Source organism: uncultured Aquimarina sp. (genome assembly GCF_947492965.1).
Lineage (GTDB): Bacteria > Bacteroidota > Bacteroidia > Flavobacteriales > Flavobacteriaceae > Aquimarina.
The window spans coordinates 454,964-472,442 of sequence record NZ_CANLOZ010000001.1; the positions used below are offsets into that span (position 1 = coordinate 454,964).

Annotated in this window: 18 protein-coding genes and 1 tRNA gene; 13 read left to right on the top strand and 6 right to left on the bottom strand. The window is 33.1% G+C overall.

The window, feature by feature from the left end; all coding sequences use genetic code 11:
- Nucleotides 1-10: 10 nt before the first annotated feature.
- The 4 genes from Q1B37_RS01905 to Q1B37_RS01920 all read right to left on the bottom strand — a co-directional run bounded on the left by Q1B37_RS01905 (nt 11) and on the right by Q1B37_RS01920 (nt 6,219).
- Entirely contained in the window at nt 11-448 is a 438-nt protein-coding gene (locus tag Q1B37_RS01905) for a retropepsin-like aspartic protease (RefSeq protein WP_299894823.1), read from the bottom strand.
- Nucleotides 445-3,042 (bottom strand): CHAT domain-containing protein, encoded by a 2,598-nt coding sequence (locus tag Q1B37_RS01910; RefSeq protein WP_299894826.1) that lies wholly within the window; start codon nt 3,040-3,042, stop codon nt 445-447. The genes Q1B37_RS01905 and Q1B37_RS01910 overlap by 4 nt, the downstream gene beginning before the upstream one ends.
- Nucleotides 3,023-5,017, bottom strand: a complete 1,995-nt coding sequence (locus tag Q1B37_RS01915) for a PKD domain-containing protein (protein WP_299894829.1) — start codon at nt 5,015-5,017, stop codon at nt 3,023-3,025. Before Q1B37_RS01915 ends, Q1B37_RS01910 begins: the two co-directional genes overlap by 20 nt.
- Before the next feature lie 158 nt (nt 5,018-5,175).
- A complete protein-coding gene (locus Q1B37_RS01920) occupies nt 5,176-6,219 on the bottom strand; it encodes a hypothetical protein (RefSeq protein ID WP_299894832.1) in 1,044 nt (347 codons plus the stop codon).
- Between the two features lie 132 nt (nt 6,220-6,351).
- Between Q1B37_RS01920 and Q1B37_RS01925 the strand changes: the two genes are divergently transcribed.
- The 13 genes from Q1B37_RS01925 (at nt 6,352) to Q1B37_RS01985 (ending at nt 15,164) form a co-directional block, all read left to right on the top strand.
- Complete coding sequence (locus Q1B37_RS01925; RefSeq protein ID WP_299894835.1) at nt 6,352-6,939, top strand: sigma-70 family RNA polymerase sigma factor; 588 nt, start codon at nt 6,352-6,354, stop codon at nt 6,937-6,939.
- A complete protein-coding gene (locus tag Q1B37_RS01930; protein ID WP_299894838.1) occupies nt 6,936-7,676 on the top strand; it encodes a hypothetical protein in 741 nt (246 codons plus the stop codon). Before Q1B37_RS01925 ends, Q1B37_RS01930 begins: the two co-directional genes overlap by 4 nt.
- Nucleotides 7,677-7,803: 127 nt before the next feature.
- A complete protein-coding gene (locus tag Q1B37_RS01935; protein WP_299894841.1) occupies nt 7,804-8,091 on the top strand; it encodes a hypothetical protein in 288 nt (95 codons plus the stop codon).
- A gap of 59 nt (nt 8,092-8,150) precedes the next feature.
- Nucleotides 8,151-8,939: a TatD family hydrolase gene (locus Q1B37_RS01940; RefSeq protein WP_299895830.1), complete on the top strand. Its 789-nt coding sequence runs from the start codon at nt 8,151-8,153 to the stop codon at nt 8,937-8,939.
- Between the two features lie 58 nt (nt 8,940-8,997).
- A complete protein-coding gene (locus Q1B37_RS01945) occupies nt 8,998-10,032 on the top strand; it encodes an asparaginase (RefSeq protein ID WP_299603698.1) in 1,035 nt (344 codons plus the stop codon).
- 66 nt (nt 10,033-10,098) lie between these two features.
- Nucleotides 10,099-10,186 (top strand) — tRNA-Ser (locus tag Q1B37_RS01950).
- A gap of 82 nt (nt 10,187-10,268) precedes the next feature.
- On the top strand, nt 10,269-11,063 hold the full coding sequence (locus Q1B37_RS01955; protein WP_299603695.1) for a MotA/TolQ/ExbB proton channel family protein: 795 nt from the start codon (nt 10,269-10,271) through the stop codon (nt 11,061-11,063).
- Between the two features lie 101 nt (nt 11,064-11,164).
- Nucleotides 11,165-11,659, top strand: coding sequence for a phosphoethanolamine transferase domain-containing protein (locus Q1B37_RS01960; protein WP_299603692.1), 495 nt, complete (start codon nt 11,165-11,167; stop codon nt 11,657-11,659).
- 1 nt (nt 11,660) lies between these two features.
- Complete coding sequence (locus tag Q1B37_RS01965) at nt 11,661-12,269, top strand: biopolymer transporter ExbD (RefSeq protein ID WP_299603690.1); 609 nt, start codon at nt 11,661-11,663, stop codon at nt 12,267-12,269.
- 24 nt (nt 12,270-12,293) lie between these two features.
- Nucleotides 12,294-12,776 (top strand): biopolymer transporter ExbD, encoded by a 483-nt coding sequence (locus Q1B37_RS01970; RefSeq protein WP_299603687.1) that lies wholly within the window; start codon nt 12,294-12,296, stop codon nt 12,774-12,776.
- Between the two features lie 422 nt (nt 12,777-13,198).
- On the top strand, nt 13,199-13,819 hold the full coding sequence (locus Q1B37_RS01975; RefSeq protein WP_299894844.1) for a biopolymer transporter ExbD: 621 nt from the start codon (nt 13,199-13,201) through the stop codon (nt 13,817-13,819).
- Between the two features lie 18 nt (nt 13,820-13,837).
- On the top strand, nt 13,838-14,317 hold the full coding sequence (locus Q1B37_RS01980; RefSeq protein WP_299894847.1) for a biopolymer transporter ExbD: 480 nt from the start codon (nt 13,838-13,840) through the stop codon (nt 14,315-14,317).
- A gap of 118 nt (nt 14,318-14,435) precedes the next feature.
- Nucleotides 14,436-15,164: a porin family protein gene (locus tag Q1B37_RS01985; protein ID WP_299894850.1), complete on the top strand. Its 729-nt coding sequence runs from the start codon at nt 14,436-14,438 to the stop codon at nt 15,162-15,164.
- On the opposite strand, the gene Q1B37_RS01990 is transcribed toward Q1B37_RS01985, so the two are convergent.
- Together Q1B37_RS01990 and rpoN are read right to left on the bottom strand one after the other, a co-directional pair.
- A complete protein-coding gene (locus Q1B37_RS01990; RefSeq protein WP_299603675.1) occupies nt 15,159-15,764 on the bottom strand; it encodes a hypothetical protein in 606 nt (201 codons plus the stop codon). The genes Q1B37_RS01985 and Q1B37_RS01990 overlap by 6 nt on opposite strands.
- Nucleotides 15,764-17,224 (bottom strand): RNA polymerase factor sigma-54, encoded by a 1,461-nt coding sequence (gene rpoN, locus Q1B37_RS01995; protein WP_299894853.1) that lies wholly within the window; start codon nt 17,222-17,224, stop codon nt 15,764-15,766. The genes Q1B37_RS01990 and rpoN overlap by 1 nt, the downstream gene beginning before the upstream one ends.
- Nucleotides 17,225-17,479: the final 255 nt, after the last annotated feature.

Consider the following 17,479-nt stretch of genomic DNA (forward strand, 5'->3'; position numbering starts at 1 on the left):
TAGCAATCTTCTATTTTAAATAGAGGCACTTTTTTTCGTAGTCGATTACAGCCTTTCCTCTTTTTAGTACATCCGCTCCAATAATTCCATCCACGGGTGTCGCATCATGAGCCGTTAGTGCCGTGTTAACATGGGTTAAGTCAAAAAGAATTAGTGAAACGTTTTTTCTGGACCATTTACCTAATTGTAAAGTGTTTTTTTTGGAGAGTTGGGTGTGCATGTCTGTAGCGCCAGCACCAGCAGCCTTAACATCACTTTCTTGTGTAAAAAGTTTAAACTTTTCTACCGCATCAAAACCAACACAAGAATTAGAGGCTCCCGTATCGACAATAAAATTTCCTTCTACGCTATTTAAAAATGCTTTTATTTCGAAATGATTGGTTTTGGTATACTCAAGTTTAATGCGGTGATACTTTTTATCAAGTAAAAATTGGCGAAGTGTGGTCATTTTAATTTTCGTCTGATCAGCAGTAAAAGTACTACAATTATAAAGAATAGAATGCTAATAATTGTCCAATGATTTTTTACTACAGGATGTTCATAAGAACCGTAGTATACAAAGGAAGCCCAATAGTATGGGGATTTTTGTGCATTGGTAATTTTTTTAGAAGTCAAATACTCAAGCTTTGAAGTGTGTAAACTATGTGTGTTGGAGTTCTGGTCTTTTAAGTTTTTATAGAAATAACGCATTAGTTGCGAGGTGGTTTTGTCATTAACCTTCCATAAAGAGAACAGTGCGTTTGGTACTCCTGCATATTTAAATCCTCTAGCGATACTCAGTGGTCCTTCGCCTTTTGCTATAGCACCTACGCCTGTTTCGCAAGCGCTTAATACAACCAAATCAGCATTTAGTTGTAAGCCGTATAATTGGTTTACTAGTATGTTTTGATCTGTAAATTGGATGGATGCTGGACTTGCAAAACTTCCTGATGCTGCATGAGTAGATAGGTGTAAAATTGTATGATCTTTTAATTGATCTATAAAATTAGCATAAGTAGCGTCTTCGTTTTTCAAAAAAGTACCATCGAAATGTTCTTCAATATGTTTTTTTTCATCTACAGAAAAAGGTAGTTCTAAGTTGGTGTTTTGGAAAATAGGAAATATGCCTAAAACATTTTTCTTGAGATGGTTGCTATTTGTAGCTGTAAGATATTTATTGATAGAATTTTCATAAGTAATCATAGAGGACTTTACTAAGAAAGGCATGTTTTCAAAATTGAAAGCATCAGTTTCTTCTGTTAATAATGCTTCAAAAGGAACAAAATTTAGAAGTCCGTCTGGTATGATTAGTAACTTTTCAGAATTTGAGATTTTTAAACTTTTATATAAATTAAAACTAGCTTTGGAAAAGCCATTCACATCATTAGTTATATTCGAAGCATTATCAAAATATTGAACGTAATCTCGGATGCTATTTTTCAGGAGTGTATTGTTTTCAATTTTAAGAATATTTAGTGTTTTTTCATTACCTGTAAACTGATAAATGTTATTTTTTCCGAAAAAATAAGAAACTAACAATAACTTGTCTTCTTTTAGCTTTTGATGAAGTTGAGGAACTGAAATAGTTTGTTGATCGGAAATTAAATTAGGATATTTTTCTTGTAGTGTTTTTGAAAGTTCTTTCAATTGTATGGAGATATTTGAATGCTGCTCACTCCATTTTTGGATTAGAGAAATATCCGCCTGATCTTTTTTAAGTTTTTCCTTTAGGATTTTGGTTTCGTAAACCGCTAATTGAATATGAAGTTGTTCGTTCTTTTTGATCAAAGAATCACTTTTATATTGAGATAAAAGTCTTTTCGATACTAAAGCTTCGTTTACAAAAGGAGCCTTAGAATTTTCTGAAGCATTGAACGCTTTTTGTATATATACAATTTCATTGGTTTTTTGATATAAGGTGTATAACAGCTCAATATAGTTTTCAGTTCGATTTCTATTCTGACCATGTTGAATAATCTTCGTGCTTTGCAGCGGATATGCAATATTTAATTTAGAGTTTACAATAAAAGCTGCTTCTAACGATTTTATTGCTGAAATGGGATCATTTAATTGTTCATAAATGTATGCTTGAGTATCTAATGTTTTTAATAAAATTTGGTCAGCAACAAGTGTTTGTTTTTTGGGGATAGCGACTTCGGAGTCATATGTAGGTAGTAAAAGAGAATGGATTTCTTTTAAGGATGCTAATGCTTCTTTGTATTCTTTTTTTGAAATGAGGATGTCTGTATAGGCTAATTGCCACTTTGCAATATCTCTGGCAGATACATTGGATTGGTCTAATAAGAGTCTTTTTGCAGTTGATAAATGTTGCTTTGCAGCCGTTGCATTATTGTTTTCTAGTGAAATAAAAGCTAGAATTTTATATGCGTTTACTTCTTTTGGGTCAATAGAAAGTACTCTTTTAGCAAGTTTTTCAGCTTTTTTGATGGCTCCTTTATCCAGATAATTGGTAGCTAAATTCGTTAGAATATTTGGGTTATTAGGTTGTGTTTTTTCTGCTTTGTGAAGAATCTCAAGCGCCTTGTCATATTCACTTTGATTATGGTAGTTAATGGATAAGTTGGTAATCGCCGAAATCATTTTTGAGATGTTTCCATTTTGTTCAGCAATGAATAAATAATTAGTAATGGTACTTTCTGCTTTTTTTAGATCGCCAATTTTTAGATATAAATTTCCTAACGGTTGTAAACAGTTTTCAATAATATCATAATCCTTTAAGTTATTTGTGTTGTAGGTTTTCCAAGCTTTTTCATAATGTGTTATTCCTGAAGAGATATCACCATATCTATTGTAATAATATCCTAAATTACTGTGTACAATCACCCAGGCAAGAAGGTCTTCTTCAGAAGATAGTTTCGACTCTTTGGAGGAAGTAATGTTTCTAAGTTGTTCTAAACTTTGGTTCGAAGGTTTTTCTAGGAAATTATCTAATTGGTTGTATAAAAACTCTGAAGTTTTTGTAATATCCTGCGCATAATTGACTGATCTCCCAAAAATGAGTAGCAGTATGAAAACAGTCTTTTTAAAACTTCCAAATCCCATATAATTGAATTTGAGAATTTGGTTCGTTAAGGTTGTACACATATCTAACACCTACGCTTGGACCAATTCTCACGGTTCCAAGGTTCATTCCTATAAAAACACCTGTTTGTAAATTGGTAAAGCTATCATCAATTTCAGTAGTATTAAAAGAATCTAAATCGGGATTAGGAATTATTTGATTACCGTTTTCGAAGACGGTAAAACCTTGACCAGTGGTTTCCTGATCATTTGTGCTTGTTAAGTCTAATTTTAATTGAACACCAGCTCCCATAGCAAAGAAATTCGAGAAATTATAACGATAGGATGCTGGTACTGCATACACAGAAATATTGGTAAATTGATTAACCCCAGAAAAACGGATTAAGTTTACATTACCTGTAGGATCGGTAGTTCTTGTTTCAAAATTTCTTGTTTCATCATAAGAGGAAGCGGAGAACATTAATTCTGCCTGATAGTATCCTCTGTAAGATTTAAAAGGAGATAAAGTTGCTCCAACAAAATATTCACTTTGATTATCTAATTCTGGCACTGTAATATATCCTGCTTTTGCTCCAATAGAAATTCCAGGCATAAAACGAGTGGTCGCATAATTCGTAATAATGGGTTCATTCTTATCAAAATAAATGGCAGTTCTGCTTTTTGTCTTTTTTTTATGAAAGTTTTTGCCAAATTTCATAGAATATTTCACAAAACCTTTGGTGGAGTCGATTTCAGAAACATTCTTTTGCTCACTTCCTGGAAGGTAGATTCTGTTAAACTTAAATATAATTTTGTCCTTTTGAAAAATGGTATCCAAGCAACTGTAGTTTACCTCTCGTTCCTTTGGGCAAATTGGACATTCTGGATACATATTGTCAATTTGTAATGTGGATTTATCAAACATTTCGGGTGTGTCTACTTCTAATCTTATGGTATTCGCAGGTCCTTCGCCATTATTCTGAAAGCGTACTTTAAATTTTAATCTTTTAAACCGTACTAGGCGATAATTCATTAACCAGCCATTAGATGACATTTTATTAGGGTCGTGAGAAGTAACAATTTCCATTTCGGTATCCTTTACCGTATGATCGTCAAAATTGCTATCAGGAACATAAACACTTCTTAGTGTTACAATCGCACTTGTGTCCTTTATCATTTCTGGAGTGGTTTTTAACGTTCTGAAAATATTGCGTTCTTCTCCAGGCTTCATGTTGTCAAACTCAATAATCTGATAATTTCTGTATAGTGCTTTTGATTCTTCTAACGTAAGTGGAAGATTTTTTCGTTTTGTGGTATCTTGTACAAAAAGAGTTTTCTGATAGGATGAGTAATTACTATTAGATGCTAATAAAGTGTGGTCGTTATTCGATTCAAGGTTCATAGAAATGGCGTCTAACGGAATGATACGTTCACCATGATGTAGTCGAGTATCTTCAATAATAAAATTATCATTTTTGAACTGTCTGTCATTGTAAAACAGGTACATTTTTCCACTAGACACATAATTATTATTGTTTTTATAACTCGTGATAAATACCATTTCCTGATTAGGAATTGGTTCTCTGTTTCTTCTTAAAATAAGATCTTCATCTTCTAAGAAAGATGTAGTGTTGTTATTTATAGAAGCCTCATCGGTTTGATCAGTATCATCAGTAATAGTCACTGATTTGGGTCTACTGGTTGGAGGTTTTCCATTGTCGTAATTATTAGTAGCCCATAGCTTTACTTCGTAAGAACCCTTTTTTTTAAAGGAATTGGTTGGATTTTCTTTAAAACTATAATTACCATCACCAAATTCCCAATAATAGGAATAGAAGGCTTTTGGTGCGCCAGCTATTTGATTAAGTGGTGGCATTGTTGCACCATATCTAACCTGATTGCCTTCAATTTCATATGATATTGGAGCGATTCTAGGAATCGTATCATATAATGCGATTTGTCCTGGACAGAAATAGGGTAATAGTATCAGAAGTAATAAAGCCGAAAATCTGTTCATGTTCTTTTGTTAGTGTTAATAAAGATAAACAAAAAGTTATATGCGATATATGACTATAATTAGTCAATAAAAATTCCGGAAGGTAAACCTCCGGAATTTTTTCTGAAATTTGCTGTAACCCCCATTACCTAATTCGCATATTCCAGTGTGAGATTTGTTTACGGGAGATCGTTTATTAGAGCTACTAATCCCGTTTCGGTAGTAGTGCTTGTTGTTTCAATTGTTTCTAAGTGATCTTCTTCGATGGTTGTTCCTTGAATCGCATATACGTATTCATCGTTCTGAACGGATACAAAGATGATATGTACTTCTAATCCTATTGGGATTAATCCATAATGTTCAGAGAACAGTTCGGTTTCTGGATCGTAGATGTCTAGTAATGCTAATGCAGTTGGTTCTCCATCATAGGATACGTACACATTGCAGTTGGTGTTGTCAAAACCTTCAGGAACATCTACTTGTAACATAGTTTTAGGTCTTGGGTCATTATACCAACGGTCGATGTTTGTCCATCCAAAATTGCTTATAAAACCTCCATAACCACTTACACCTTGTCCATTAGGTCCTTCTCTTTGCATGGGCTCCAAACCTCCTTGTTCATCTTCTTCCCATACAATATCACATTGCATTTCATCTCCATCACAATCATTATCCTGCCCATTAAATAATCGCATATCATCATTAAATTCATCAGCTGGAGCAAAAAGCATAAAATCGTTAGCAAGTTGCAGTTGTTCTCCGTTTTGAGTGGCGTTTACATAAAATTCTCCACCAGAAACCAATGTTTCTATATCACCATTAGGGCGTTTTCCGTTGGTAGGCATTTTAGTAAGTAGCATTTTTGCTTTATCGTAGATTTCAATCAATTCAATAGTAACGGTTCCGGTAACGGGACTTCCGCTATCATCTACGATACTATTTGGAGGAAAATAAAGGATCGTACCTTCTAATCCATAGATTTCTCCAGTTCCACCACCATTTAGTGTAAATGTTTGTAGCGCTTCTTCTCGATTTTCTGTAATCTCTGTTTCTAATTCTAGTCCTCCTAAAGTAGGACTAGCTAAGATAATGTCATTATCATCATTTTTGCTGCAGCTTGCTAATAGCAGTATTATGAAACCTAAAAATAAAATTTGTATCGTCTTTCGGTTTGCATGCTTACTATTATTAGACAATGCAATTGTTCTACTATTGTTTTTCATTTTTTTCTAATTTTAATGGTGCTTTTTTAATTATTGCACTTGTTGTTTACATCTTTATATCAATACCTGTTGTTTTTTGTTACCCTTTTTTTAAAAACTTTTTTAAATTAGTTGCATAGACCAATCTTTTTTATGGGAAATAACAAGGTTCACGCAGATCAAAAATATATCGAAGCTCTTTTGAAGAATGATACGCTAGTATTGAAAGAGATCTACGAAAAATTTGCTCCTAAAGTAGTTGGGTATATTAAAAAGAATAGTGGGGATGAATCTAAGACTCAGGATATTATTCAAGAAACATTGATGACAATTTATGCTCAGGCCAAAGAAAAGAAATTGGTGCTTACTTGCCCTTTCGATGCCTACTTTTTTTTGTTGTGTAAAAGAAAATGGTTGAATGAATTAAAAAAGAATAACAAACAAAAGGTAACAATTAATGAAGAGATCGTATCTATAGGTGACGAGAGTGAACAATACGCAAATGAAACTATGATTTTTGAAGCTAGGAATGAACTTTTTTCAGAGATTTTCGAACAACTAGGAAAGGCTTGTAAAGAATTATTGAAGGCTACATTTACCATAAAGTCAATGGAAGATGTTGCTTCAAAGTTGGGAAAATCTTATGGATATGTTCGTAAAAAGAAGTCTTTGTGTATTGGTCAGTTGACCAAAATGGTTCAGAGCTCTCCAAAGTATAATCAAATAAAAAACTTGTTATGACCCCAGAAGAAAAATACGAGCTTTTTGAACGAAAAATTAGTAATGAAATCTCTATAGAGGAGGACCAATTGTTATCTCAGATAATTGAAGATGATCAGGCTATCGCCGAAGAATTTAAAACCTATCAAGAATGGAATTCATATTTATCATCTAACCTTGGTTTAGATACAGAGAAAGCACAACTTGCGAATAATCTAAAGAATATATCTGATACCTTCTTTACTAAAGAAACTCAAAAAACAAAGTCTAAGGTAATAAAGATGCCTTCTTGGGGATATGCGGTAGCTGCCAGTGTATTAGTTCTTCTTGGAGTTTATACCTTTACCAAGAGTACTACACCTATATATAATGATTTTGTTTCGATACCTGAGTTGTCAATAAGTGAGAGAGCTAATACCAATGAAATAGGTAAAAAAGCAGAAGAAGCTTTTAATTCCAATAATTATAAAGAAGCTGAGGTGTTTCTTAATCAATTATTAGAAGAAGATAAGTCGAACTCAGAGTATCTATTTTACTACGGAATATCTTTGGTAGAATTGAATGAGTTTGAGAAGGCGTCAGAAGTTTTTACAACATTGCAAAACGGAACATCAATATATAAGTATAGAGCCATCTGGTTTGAAGCTCTGAATCAATTAAAACAAAAAAATACAGATAGGTGTAAAGTGCTATTAGAATTAATCCCCAAAGAAGCACAAGATTATCAAACAGCTCAAGAGTTACTTGAGGAATTGTAAAATAATTCAGAATTGTTTACTGAAAAATGTTAATTAGTTATTAATAACGTAATAATAATCTTGTTTTTGTGTAATTATTAATATTGTGTCGCCACTAAAAGGTAGAATGTTTTAATAATTATGAGTTATGAATGGATATAGATCAGTACCAGCTGTTGAGAAAGAAGATATTAAATTTTTGCGTTTTCCTAATCAAGAAGTGCTTCGTGATAAAAAAGACAAGTATTGTAGATCAATAAATGTAGAAAGGGCTATGCGCTTAGGAAACTTGGAACATGAAAAAGTAAGAATAATTTTTGCTGATGATCAAGGAGCAAAAAAGGTGGAAACTACTATATGGGGAGTAACAGAAAAGGCTGTTATTCTAAAACAATCTACAATTATACCCTTAAGAAGAATTATAAGTGTAAACTAATCACTTATTTCTTTTAAAAAGCTAAAAACATGCGTGCAAAATTTAATTACTTTTGCCGCATGATACTTACCGATACACATACGCATATTTATAGTGAGTCTTTTGATGAAGATCAAGATGAGATGATGCAAAGAGCCATGGCGGCTGGAGTAAAAAGATTCTTTGTTCCGGCGATTGACTCTGAGTATACAAAATCTATGTATGAGATAGAAGAGAAGTACCCAGAAAATGTATTTCTAATGATGGGTCTACATCCTACACATGTAAAAGAGAACTATAAAGAAGAATTACTACATGTAGAAGAGGAACTAAGCAATCGATTAGATCAAGATAATGATCTAAATTTTTACGCCGTAGGAGAAATTGGGATAGATTTATATTGGGATAAAACTTTTCTTGTACAACAACAGGAAGCATTTAGATATCAAATACAGTTAGCTAAGAAATATAAATTGCCTATTGTGATTCATTGTAGGGAGGCTTTTGATGAAGTTTTTGAAGTATTAGAATCAGAAAAAGGTCCAGATTTGTTTGGAATTTTTCATTGTTTTACGGGTACAATCGAACACGCACATAAAGCTATTGATTGTAATATGAAACTCGGTATTGGAGGTGTGGTTACTTTCAAAAATGGAAAAATTGATAAGTTCTTACATGAATTTTCATTAGATCATATAGTTTTAGAAACAGATGCTCCTTATTTGGCGCCTACACCTTACAGAGGAAAACGGAATGAAAGTTCTTACTTAATTCAGGTGGTAGATAAATTATCTGAAATCTACAATATATCAGCAGAAGAGATAGCTGCAATTACTACACAAAATTCAAAAGATATATTCGGAATCTAGAATATGTTTTTAATTTAAATTTTGTTCATTTGTTGGGTCTTATAAATATAGGTAAGCAATGAAGAACTCTCCTAATATATTATTGATTTATACAGGTGGAACCATTGGTATGGTTAAGAATTTTGAAACGGGTGCATTGGTAGCTTTTAACTTTGATGAACTCCTGTTACGGATTCCCGAGTTAAGACAATTGTCTTGTAATATAGAAACAGTTAGTTTTAAAGAACCGATCGATTCTTCAGATATGGATGTTGATCGATGGAGAGAATTAGGAGATATAATCAATGAACATTATAATTCTTATGATGGTTTTGTAGTATTGCATGGGAGTGATACAATGTCGTATACAGCTTCTGCAATTAGTTTCATGTTTGAAAATTTAGGGAAACCTATCATATTTACAGGATCCCAATTGCCAATAGGAGATTTAAGAACAGATGCTAAGGAAAATTTAATCACAGCAGTTCAGATTGCTGCTTTACAGAATAAAGGTAAGCCAGTGGTTACAGAAGTAGGATTGTATTTTGAATATAAGTTACTACGAGCAAATAGAACTACCAAAATAAATGCTGAACATTTTGAAGCTTTTCAATCACTGAATTATCCCGCTTTAGTGGAGTCTGGTGTACATTTAAAGGTGCATACTTCTTTTTTGCGAGAAGTAAATCGTAGAAAGAAAATGGTTTATCATACTCATTTTGATAATAATATCGTGGTTATAAAGATGTTTCCAGGTATTAATGAAGCTATTCTGAAGGGTATATTTGCTTCAGAAACTATAAAAGGAATTATTCTGGAAACTTATGGATCTGGTAATACTACTACAAAACCATGGTTTTTGAAGCTTATTTCCGATCTAATTAAAAAGGGAATTCCGGTTGTAAATGTAACTCAGTGTGCTGGCGGAAGTGTAGAAATGGGTAAATACGATACTAGCGTAGCTTTGAAAAAAGCAGGTGTTATCTCAGGAAAAGACATAACTACAGAAGCAGCTTTGGCAAAACTGATGTATTTATTGGGAGAAAAATTACCGCTTAAAGTGCTCAAAACCATTTATGAAACCTCTCTGCGCGGCGAAATGTCAGAAAATTAACGCCTCAAATTTTAGTAGTTAACATTTTTTTTGTTATTTGCTCAACCATTTTGGGCAAACATTTATAGAGAGGTGGCCGAGTGGTCGAAGGCGCACGCCTGGAAAGTGTGTATACGTCAAAAGCGTATCGAGGGTTCGAATCCCTTCCTCTCTGCATTATTATTAAAATTATAATGGATATTATAATATTTTTTTATCTTTAACCCTTTAACTAATTAAAATTAAGAATCAGCGCAATGAAAAGACTATTTTCTATTCTGGCAATCGCAACAGTAATGGCTTTCGGAAATATACAAGCAGCTACTGCTCCAGCCCAGTTAACGACAAACGTGCAATTATTAATTGCTCCAATAACAACAACTATTCAAGCAGAAGAAGCTGCTGCTGAAGAACCAGAATCCTTTCACCAAAATCTTAAAAAACGTTTTATAGAAGGAGGTCCTAGTTTCATGGGAATCGTTCTTTTATGTTTGATTTTAGGTCTTGCGATCGCAATTGAGAGAATTATCTTTTTAAATTTATCTACTACTAATAGTAAGAAACTACAACAAAATGTAGAAGATGCTTTAAATAGTGGTGGAGTAGAAGCAGCTAAAGAAGTTTGTAGAAATACAAAAGGACCAGTTGCATCTATCTATTATCAAGGTCTTGACAGAGCTGATGAGAGCATAGACGCTGCAGAAAAGGCAGTTGTTGCTTACGGTGGTGTTCAAATGGGACAATTAGAAAAGAATGTTTCTTGGGTATCATTATTTATCGCTCTTGCTCCAATGCTTGGGTTCATGGGTACGGTAATCGGTATGATTGACGCATTCGATAAGATTGAAGCAGCAGGAGATATGCAGCCATCATTAGTAGCAGGAGGTATTAAAGTAGCACTTCTTACTACGGTATTTGGACTTATTGTTGCAATTATCCTACAGGTATTCTATAACTACATTATCGCTAAGATCGATAGTATTGTAAATGATATGGAAGATGCATCGATTACTTTAATCGATATGTTGGTAGCTTACAAAAACAAGAAGTAATAAGAGTTTTAAAAGACTTTCATAGTCAAAAGAATTAAAACATTTATTATTTAAAAATAGAGTTGTTGTATTTAAACGACTCGTTATAAAACATAAGTCACATGAAAATTTCAAAAATATTATCATATGTTGTACTAGCGGTAGGTGCAATAGGTGCGGTATTGTTATTTCTAATGAATGGTAACTTTACAACACTTATGGATAACTATGGTATCACGGAAGCTAAAGATTTAGTGAAAGACACTTCGTCATCCGCTTTTGCAGAAGCTACTTCTTTAGTTAGTCCTATGTACAACCTTACACTAGTAATTTTTGTAATCATTATTATCGCTACATTGATTGCAGTTTTTTCAGCTTTAGCAAAGAATCCAGCTGGTCTAAAGAAAGCAGGAATTGGTATTGTTGCTTTCTTAGTGGTAATTGGTATTGGATACGCAATGGCAAAAGGTGTAGAAACGCCTATGAAAGATGGAGAAGTTCTTTCTGCTAGCGGTTCTAAATGGGTAGGAACAGGTATTTACGCTTTCTACTTTCTAGCAGCAATTGCTGTTGGTTTAATGATTTTATCAGGAGTTAAAAAATTAATAGGTAAATAATATGGCAAGAAGATCAGCACCAGAAGTGAATGCGGGATCTATGGCGGATATTGCGTTTTTACTTCTTATATTCTTTCTGGTTACTACAACCATTGATACAGATAGAGGTATTAGTCGTAAGTTACCACCGCCATTGGATGAGACCGTAGAGCCTCCAATTCTTAAGCAAAAAAATATTTTTGTGGTAGAATTAAATAAAAATAATGATCTTTTAGTGGAGGAGGCGCCAATGCAGTTGAGTGAATTGCGTGCTGCAGCTGTTGCTTTTCTAGATAATGGAGGAGGAACTGGTGATGAAGCTTGTAGCTATTGCAAAGGAGAAAGAAGTCCAAGCTCTTCAGATAATCCTGAAAAAGCAGTGATTTCACTTCGTAATAACAGAGAAACAAGTTATGCAGCGTATATTGCTGTTCAGAACGAGTTGGTAGCAGCATATACTGAATTGCGTAATAGAGAATCTGAACGTCTATATGGTAAATCTTTCCAGCAAATGGAAGAAGAACTTAAGGATGTGAATTATTCTGGTAGTAAGGATAGACTTAAGGATCAGATTAAGCAAATTCAGTTAATGTATCCAGAAAAACTTTCTGAGGCAGAACCAAAGAAATAATAGTATAAACGTAAAAACGAAATTATGTCTAAATTTAAAAAGAAAAAAGGTGGTGAACTACCTGCTATTTCTACAGCATCGTTACCAGATATCGTATTTATGTTATTATTCTTTTTTATGGTTGCTACGGTAATGAGAGAGAATAATCTAAAAATCGAGAATAGACTTCCTCAAGCAGACCAGACTGAAAAATTAGATAAGAAAAACCTAGTAATGTATATTTACGCTGGTAAACCTAGTTCTAGATACGCTGCAAGTGCAGGTACTCAGGCTAGAATCCAGTTAAACGACAAATTTGCTGAGGTTAGTGATATCAAACCTTTTATTTTAGCTGAGAGAGCTGCTAAAAGGGAAGAAGAGGTGCCATTCCTTATTACTGCTTTAAAAGTAGACGGTGATACGAATATGGGTCTTGTAGGTGATATTAAAAAAGAACTTAGAGAAGTTCAAGCGCTAAAAATAAATTATACTACAAGAGAAGGTGCCGCAACTGGAAACTTTCAATAAAGGTTAAAGACTTTATATTAAAAAATCCCGCTTTTTAGTGGGATTTTTTGTTTACATAGGTTTGTTATATAGAAACTGTTTTCTTCCAACGAACTCTATCCTTAGATTTTCATGCTAATGATACTGAGAAGTCAATATTTAAAATTTCTACATAGACTTGCCACTATGGCATAACAATTGTTGCAAATAAATAAGACTGTGATCTACTAATTACATCAATATCTAACCTTCCAAGCAACGTGATATTGAAATAATGGAGTTATCGGTTTTATTGTTGGTGGATACTATTTCAGTATCACCATAAGATTTATATATACTTTGTGTATAGATCTAGTTTATCCATTTTGTTTTCAGATATACATATCACTTCGAGTTCGCAGTAATTGATTTAGTAGGTAATTATTAACTAAATATGAATTATTATGGCTAGAAGATTAGCACCAGAAGTGAACGCAGGTTCTATGGCAGATATTGCCTTTTTATTATTGATCTTTTTTTTAGTGAGTACCACTATCCAAACGGATTATGGAATTAGCAGGAAGCTACCACCACCTCCAGAAGAATCAACAACTGGTAGTGTCATGGTAAAGGAGAAAAACCTTTTTAGGGTAGAGTTAAATCAACTCAATGAGTTGTTTGTTGAAAAAAAGCGATTAGAACTAAAGGATTTAAGAGCAGCGGCAATTGCTTTTTTGGATAATGGAGGTGGAGAATTAGATCAATATTGTTCTTATTGTAAAGGAGCTCATGACCCTAAGTCCTCTGATAATCCTAATAAAGCGATTATTTCTCTTATTAATAGTAGAGAAACTAATTACGAAGCCTATATCGCAGTACAGAATGAATTGGTTGCTGCTTATACCGAATTAAGAAATAGAGAAGCAACAAGATTGTATGGAATGACTTTTACCTTAATGAAAGATCATTTAAAAGACCCTAACTATTCTGGGGATAAAGATAGACTTAAACAGCAAATTGAAGAGGTTAGAAGTATGTATCCAGAGAAGCTTTCAGAAGCGGAACCAGTAACAGCAGAATTATAAATAATTAAAAACATCCATATGTCTATATTTAAGAAAAAAGAAAAAGAGGGTATTCCAGCTATATCTACAGCATCACTACCCGATATCGTGTTTATGCTATTGTTCTTCTTTATGGTGGCAACAGTAATGAGAAAAGATACATTAATAGTTAAGAATGAATTGCCATTTGCGGATCAAATAGAGAAATTAGATCGTAAGAATATGGTCATACATATCTATGCCGGAAAACCAAGTTCTCGGTATAAAAATGTAGGATCTGAAGCTAAAATTCAGCTAAACGATAAGTTTGCAAACATTAAAGATATTCAACCCTTTGTATTGGAAGAGATAAAGTCTAAACCGAAGGAATTGCAGCCTTATTTAACAACTGCTTTAAAGGTGGATAAAGATACAAAAATGGGACTAGTTGGAGATATTAAGAAAGAACTGAGAAATGTTCGTATGCTTAAGATTAATTACACTACCAGAAGTGGAGAAGCTACAAATAATTTGAAATAAAAACCTATTAAATATTTATAAGAATTCCATGAGTATTCGTGGAATTCTTATTCTTTTTCTAAAACGTTATCTTTTCTAAAGAAATAGAATTATTTTAGTGAATTGTATGGGAGGGATATTGAAAAATTCAAAAACTATAAAATTATTACTGACTTTAATAGGTGTTATGTTTGCTATAATGTCTTGTTTTAGTCAAAGTGAAACTCAGGTAGATAATGCAAAAAAAACAGCCTTAGATTCGCTCTACAGAGAAGATCAATTTTATGCAGGTTTTACGTTTAATTTACTTTGGAACACACCTTCGGATATAAGTCAATCTGGATTTTCTGGAGGACTGCATCTCGGGTATACTAGAGATATGCCCATTAATAAAAGGCGAAATGTCGCTATAGGTCTAGGTTTGGGATATTCAATTAATACCTATGGACAGAATCTTTTCATAGGAGAGGATATAGAGACAGGACAAAGTATTTTTAGTAACCTTGATGGAGTAGATTTTGACAAGAATAAATTTATCACACATTTGGTAGAGGCGCCTTTGGAATTTAGGTGGCGCACATCGGTTCCTAATACACATAAGTTTTGGAGAATTTATACAGGACTTCGAATTGGTTATTTGTACTACTTCGATGCTAAGTTTGAACAACCTGGGAACCAAGTAAGACAGACCAAAATTGATGAGTTAGATCGCTGGCGGGTAGGAGCTACCTTTACATTTGGTTGGAATACCTTTAATTTTCATTTTTATTATAGTCTTAATCCTTTGTTCAACGGAGATGCTAGAATAGGAAATGAAAGAGTTGGTTTAAATGCTGCTAAAATAGGCCTGATGTTCTACATATTATAACCAGAAATTCAATAAAGTAAGTTGGGGTATTACTCCAATCAGAAATCCTAATGTCAATTCTAAATTTGTATGCGCTTTTTCGTGTAATCTGGAAGTAGCTACAAGACCATTGGCAAATATCATTGCTGCAATTAATAATATAAGATTGATCTCAAAGTGAATGCTTAAGGCAATGGTAAACATGGTAACTGCACCCGATCCAAGCATATGTAAACTTGCTTTAATATCAAAAAAGACAATAAATATGGCGCTTAGTGAGGATAATAAGACTCCAAGAAAGAAAAAATATAATTCTGGATAATTATATACATCTATAATCATTTTAATTACTAGAAGTAATATTAATGATTGCAGAAGAAGAGGGATTTTTCTTTGTTTTGCATCTTCTAAATGGATAGAAGAAACAATACCCATAGTTTTTAGAAAAAAGTAAAGGACAATAGGAATCAAGATAGTAACGACTACTAATCCAAAAATTTTGGCTTGTACTATGTTTTCAGGAATAAATCTTGGAGCAGTAACAAAATAAATTACCGCGCCAGCAATTGGCATCAGTAACGGGTGAAAAATGTATGAAATGCTTTTTAGTAAAAAATTCATTAAATCTTCTTTCGCAGCCTGGCTACAGGAATATCTAATTGTTCCCTATATTTAGCTACCGTTCTTCTGGCTATAGGATATCCTTTTTCTTTAAGGATTTTAGCTAACTTTTCATCTGTAAGAGGTTTTTTCTTATCCTCTTCTCCTATGGTTATTTCCAGTATTTTTTTAATCTCTCTTGTGGATACTTCCTCACCTTGATCATTGGTCATAGATTCAGAAAAGAATTCTTTGATCAGTTTAGTTCCGTAAGGAGTGTCTACATATTTGCTGTTAGCCACTCTGGACACAGTACTTACATCCATATCAATCTCATCAGCAATATCTTTTAGGATCATCGGTTTTAGACTACGCTCGTCTCCACTTAAAAAATAACTTTCCTGATAGTGCATTATTGCACTCATCGTTAAAAAAAGTGTTTGTTGTCTTTGTTTAACAGCTTCTATAAACCATTTGGCAGCATCTAATTTTTGTTTTATAAATAATACTGCATCTTTTTGAGATTTAGATTTTTGTTTACTGGCTTTATAGCCCTGAAGCATATTATTGTACTCTCTAGAAACGTGCAATTCTGGAGCGTTTCGGCCATTTAGGGTAAGTTCCAGTTCTCCATCAACAATTCTTATGGTAAAGTCAGGAACTACGTGTTCTATTAGCTTGTTGTTTCCTGCATAAGCTCCGCCTGGTTTTGGGTTTAATCCTTCGATCTCTTCAATTGCTTCTTTCAACAGATCTTCTGTAATATCAAACTTAGCAAGTAGTTTTTCATAATGTTTCTTGCTAAAGTGATCAAAAGACTTTTCTAAAATCTGTGTGGCTAATTTTATAGGAAGCGTAGTTTCTTTTCTGTTTAATTGGATTAATAAACATTCTTGAAGATTTCTAGCTCCAACACCTGCTGGATCCAGTTGGTGAACTGTTTTGAGGATGCTTTCAATTTTTTCTTCTGTGGTATATACATTTTGCGTAAATGCAAGATCATCCAGTATGTCTGTTAGAGATCTTCGTATATAACCACTTTCATCAATACTACCCACAAGAAATTCTGCAATCTCTCTTTCTTCTGGCTCGAATCGATAAGTGTTTAATTGATTTACAAGATGTTGATGAAAAGAAGTTCCCGAAGCATACGGAACATTTTTTTCTTCATCATCAGAGCTGTAATTATTAGAACTTAAGCGATAACTAGGTATTTCATCATCACTAAGATATTCATCTACATTGATTTCGGTTTCTATTTTTTCAGTACCATAATCATCATCTACACTGCCTTCATTACTATAAGCATCTTCGTACTCATCCAATTTTTCTTTTCCACTATCTAGTGCAGGATTCTCTTCCATTTCTTGCTTTAGACGTTGTTCAAAAGCTTGGGTAGGAAGTTGTATTAACTTCATTAATTGAATCTGCTGTGGAGAAAGTTTTTGAGAGAGTTTAAAATTTAGTTGTTGCTTAAGCATAAAAATATCAATGTTCTTATACTCACAAAAATAAACAAAATACAGCGTATTTTTGTAGGTATTCGATGGTTAGTTTAGTGAAACTTTTTTTAAAATTTGTTGAAAACAAAGAATTAAAAAAATATAGTTGAACCAATCCCATATGTAGTATGGGGTCTCATTCAAATAGTTTTAAAAGCATAAATTTTAAAACTATTTTATGCAACTAATCAATAAACGCGCCAAAATAGATTTATTACACATTGATAGACGCTT

Excerpts from the sequence above, each read along its gene's own strand:
- Q1B37_RS01925 (WP_299894835.1), top strand. The coding sequence starts at position 6,352 with ATGGGAAATAACAAGGTTCACGCAGATCAAAAATATATCGAAGCTCTT.
- Q1B37_RS01915 (WP_299894829.1), bottom strand. The coding sequence starts at position 5,017 with ATGAACAGATTTTCGGCTTTATTACTTCTGATACTATTACCCTATTTC.
- Q1B37_RS01920 (WP_299894832.1), bottom strand. The coding sequence starts at position 6,219 with ATGAAAAACAATAGTAGAACAATTGCATTGTCTAATAATAGTAAGCAT.
- Q1B37_RS01975 (WP_299894844.1), top strand. The coding sequence starts at position 13,199 with ATGGCTAGAAGATTAGCACCAGAAGTGAACGCAGGTTCTATGGCAGAT.
- Q1B37_RS01960 (WP_299603692.1), top strand. The coding sequence starts at position 11,165 with ATGAAAATTTCAAAAATATTATCATATGTTGTACTAGCGGTAGGTGCA.
- Q1B37_RS01990 (WP_299603675.1), bottom strand. The coding sequence starts at position 15,764 with ATGAATTTTTTACTAAAAAGCATTTCATACATTTTTCACCCGTTACTG.
- Q1B37_RS01930 (WP_299894838.1), top strand. The coding sequence starts at position 6,936 with ATGACCCCAGAAGAAAAATACGAGCTTTTTGAACGAAAAATTAGTAAT.
- Q1B37_RS01940 (WP_299895830.1), top strand. The coding sequence starts at position 8,151 with ATGATACTTACCGATACACATACGCATATTTATAGTGAGTCTTTTGAT.
- Q1B37_RS01980 (WP_299894847.1), top strand. The coding sequence starts at position 13,838 with ATGTCTATATTTAAGAAAAAAGAAAAAGAGGGTATTCCAGCTATATCT.
- Q1B37_RS01945 (WP_299603698.1), top strand. The coding sequence starts at position 8,998 with ATGAAGAACTCTCCTAATATATTATTGATTTATACAGGTGGAACCATT.
- Q1B37_RS01970 (WP_299603687.1), top strand. The coding sequence starts at position 12,294 with ATGTCTAAATTTAAAAAGAAAAAAGGTGGTGAACTACCTGCTATTTCT.
- Q1B37_RS01935 (WP_299894841.1), top strand. The coding sequence starts at position 7,804 with ATGAATGGATATAGATCAGTACCAGCTGTTGAGAAAGAAGATATTAAA.
- rpoN (WP_299894853.1), bottom strand. The coding sequence starts at position 17,224 with ATGCTTAAGCAACAACTAAATTTTAAACTCTCTCAAAAACTTTCTCCA.
- Q1B37_RS01905 (WP_299894823.1), bottom strand. The coding sequence starts at position 448 with ATGACCACACTTCGCCAATTTTTACTTGATAAAAAGTATCACCGCATT.
- Q1B37_RS01910 (WP_299894826.1), bottom strand. The coding sequence starts at position 3,042 with ATGGGATTTGGAAGTTTTAAAAAGACTGTTTTCATACTGCTACTCATT.
- Q1B37_RS01955 (WP_299603695.1), top strand. The coding sequence starts at position 10,269 with ATGAAAAGACTATTTTCTATTCTGGCAATCGCAACAGTAATGGCTTTC.
- Q1B37_RS01965 (WP_299603690.1), top strand. The coding sequence starts at position 11,661 with ATGGCAAGAAGATCAGCACCAGAAGTGAATGCGGGATCTATGGCGGAT.